Source organism: Okeania sp. SIO1H4, assembly GCF_010672695.1.
In the GTDB taxonomy this organism is placed as follows: Bacteria; Cyanobacteriota; Cyanobacteriia; order Cyanobacteriales; family Microcoleaceae; genus Okeania; species Okeania hirsuta.
This window is the reverse complement of record NZ_JAAHGB010000157.1, coordinates 1-3,057: the sequence shown is the minus strand read 5'-3', so window position 1 is coordinate 3,057 and position 3,057 is coordinate 1. Positions and strand designations below refer to the sequence as shown.

Genomic DNA, 3,057 nt, shown 5'->3' with positions numbered 1-3,057 from the left:
AGCTATTCTATTCTGCGCCTTTTTCCAGTTATTTGACCCCATTTCTTTTCTAGATACAATTCTATGCTTTCTGGCTAAATTAGATTGAGATTTTCTATAAAAATTCGGCACAGAAATAGTCTCACCAGTATTAGTAGTAAAAAATTCTTTTCAGCCTAAATCAATACCTACAGCAGTCTTAATATTATCTGTAGGAATTAAACCCACCCCTTCAGTTCCCCTCCCTGGAGGGGTTAGGGGAGGGTGCTCTTCTCAGCTTAAACTTATATAATAACTATCAGCTTCTTGAGTGCGTCTTACATTCTGGGGAAACCCCACCAATTAGCACTCGCTTTTTTGGTTATAGTTGCAGTTTTAATCACAAACCCATCTGGTATAGGTCTATGAACTATCACAGGAATAGCACAAAACCTCGTAGTAATTATTTGCTTACCATCAAATTTAATTACTGATAAGCGGATGATTAACTCTACTGAAACAAAATGACCTTAATTTACCTGATTTTTTAAATCTTGGTCGTCCTCCATGTTTACCAGTTTTATCAGGTATTAACCAACGCTTCCAAGCTTGATCTAGTCTTTGCAAATTAATTTGCTGGACTTCGTATGGAGATTTCTTTGTAGTCAGGAAATAGCTTGTTTGTCTGTTTAAGTGCTGATTGCTGAAAATAATAATCTGGTCTACTGGGAATCTCAGCAATAGGACATGAAACTATTGAGCAACGGTCAGTTTGACATTTGGTTCTATGCAACCAGTCTAGTCTTTGACCTAGGGCGTAATTCCAATGCCTTCGTAAAAGTTTTAGCCAATAATCAATTTTGGCTGACTGTTCACAAGTGGGCTTAATTTTGTAGCAATGAGTAATTATCATAATTTTTATACTACTCTTTATTGCTATATTTGAACATCAATCGACACCTGTTTAATTTACCACAGGCAATTCCCTTCCCGTTAAATCGGAGATTATAACGGAGGACTTCTTGCCGAATCTTTTTGGATTATAACCCAACAAACTCAGAATATTTATTAGTTTTTCTCTATTGGGAACTTAGCTAATGATTGAACGTCTCTAATTTTTCTGTTTTTTTTTGGAGATTTCAATTTGCAACTTTAAAAATTGGAAGGACATATAATTAAATTTACTTTGGATTTTTTCTAAAACCAAAGGGAATATTTTAATATACTTTGAAATTATTGTCGATTTAATTCGACTGAATTTTAATTCCTCTAGATTTATTTGGTAATTGGATTAAAGGATATTCTGGATTTTTCAGATCGATATAGGCAATTCGGCGAGCATCAATTTTATTTGGTAATTCTCGCATTTGGTCTAGAACATTTAATTGTTCGCTAAATCGAGAACTGTACTGTCCTAGATGAACTATTCCCAGTTCAGTCGTTAGAATTAAGTTTCCTGGATCTTGCCAATTAATCTCGAACACTTTAACAGGGCTAAGACTTAGGCTTTGGTATAGCAGATGCCAATATTTACGATACTGTTCAGTAAAACCAATTACTTTTAGAGTAGGTAAAGATTGAGTTCTTTCTAGAGCAGAAAAACTTTCTAGGGGGATCCAATTCCCTTCGGCATCTAACCACCCCATTTTTTGTGAGTTACCAGCACCTACTTTACTCTTCAGTTGAGTAATTGCCACAGGACGTCTCTCTGTAATCTCAATCTTTAAACTGAGAGGAAATAACTGCCGACTAATTTTTGCCCGGGCAATTGGGCCGTGGGACTCTAAATTTTTAGCTAGTACCTGTGGTTTAATTTTCCAAAGAGACTGAGGATACTCTAAAGGAATTAGAGATAATATTGCTCGGTCTGAAAGTAATTGATTACCTTCTACACTTAACTGTTCCTGTTTAGTTATGAGCCAAATGGGCTGAGTAATTGCCCAGAGCAAAGTTCCTGCTAAACCACCAACTGCTAGTATTTGCCATATTATAACTACTAATCTTAATCGTCTTTGACGCAGCAATGTTTGTCGCCGACTTGACAAATCTGATCGAGAAACCGATGCAATACCATTAGCCATTATATTTATTTACTCACTAATTAGTTAATATTTTTAATGCTACCCTACACAATTATCATTTTGATTTAATCACTTATACAAATATTATTTTAGTTGTGAGATATTTGAGATTTTCAGCAAGCAGGTAAAAGTTAAATGGTCGCCGATGATTGATAATTTATAGAATCCCTAACCGTATCTTTTCCTAAAAAGATTATACTAATGAGCGATATAGCTGCCGCACTTGCTCCGCCAACGCCAACGCCGCATGAGAAAATGCGGTATTCAAGCAGTTTAACAGACTTTGAATGGGTTCTGATTGAACCATTATTACCAAAAAAGAAGAAAACTTATCCTACAAAATGGAGCAACAGAGAAATCTTAGATGGTATCTTATATCAATTAAAGAATGGTTGTAACTGGTGTGATCTACCCTGCATATTTACCACCCTATTCAACTGTATTTTGGCACTACAAGCAGTGGCGAGCATCAGGGGTTACCCTTGAAGATTAGAGATGTATTGCATCTGTGTTGTACGTCAACAGGTAAAAAAAAAGCCAGATGGACAACTTTAATCATCATTGATTCACTTATCTGTAAAAAATACCTGTAATGCTAGTATCAAGTCCAAGGGATTCTGTTTTTACAAGGCTACCAACGGAATTAAAAGACCGGAACGCAGTTGATAGTCTCGGTTTTCCTTTTTTTACTTATTGCACCAAAGCCAATGTATCTGACGATCAGGGATTAATAGAAATGTTGTCAGATAACATTGATTACTTTAAGTCCAAACCTGTTAACCCATACTAAAATTACTATCTTACTTGACAATGGATATCCCATACGAAAAAATAGCACAGGAGTTAAAGAAAATTTATCCAGCAATTATGACCAAGATTCGGTTTAATATCAAATCCGGTAGCATCGGAGTAATTAAACCTGAATTTTCGGCCACCAATGGTACTGGGTTATAGCCTTGATTGCAAATTGCTGTGTTAAAAGAACTTGACAACGCTCAAACAGAATTTCTTCTAACTC

3 protein-coding genes are annotated in these 3,057 nt (G+C 35.7%); 1 reads left to right on the top strand and 2 read right to left on the bottom strand.

Annotated elements, in window-relative coordinates; translation table 11 throughout:
• Positions 1-586: 586 nt before the first annotated feature.
• Positions 587-871 carry a helix-turn-helix domain-containing protein gene (locus F6K06_RS33305; protein ID WP_124154438.1) on the bottom strand — a complete coding sequence of 95 codons (285 nt, stop codon included), beginning with the start codon at positions 869-871 and terminating at the stop codon, positions 587-589.
• 331 nt (positions 872-1,202) lie between these two features.
• Complete coding sequence (locus tag F6K06_RS33300; protein ID WP_124144941.1) at positions 1,203-2,039, bottom strand: cell division protein FtsQ/DivIB; 837 nt, start codon at positions 2,037-2,039, stop codon at positions 1,203-1,205.
• A gap of 201 nt (positions 2,040-2,240) precedes the next feature.
• On the opposite strand from F6K06_RS33300, the gene F6K06_RS33295 reads away from it, so the two are divergent.
• Positions 2,241-2,525 (top strand): transposase, encoded by a 285-nt coding sequence (locus F6K06_RS33295; protein WP_205127362.1) that lies wholly within the window; start codon positions 2,241-2,243, stop codon positions 2,523-2,525.
• Positions 2,526-3,057 lie beyond the last annotated feature (532 nt).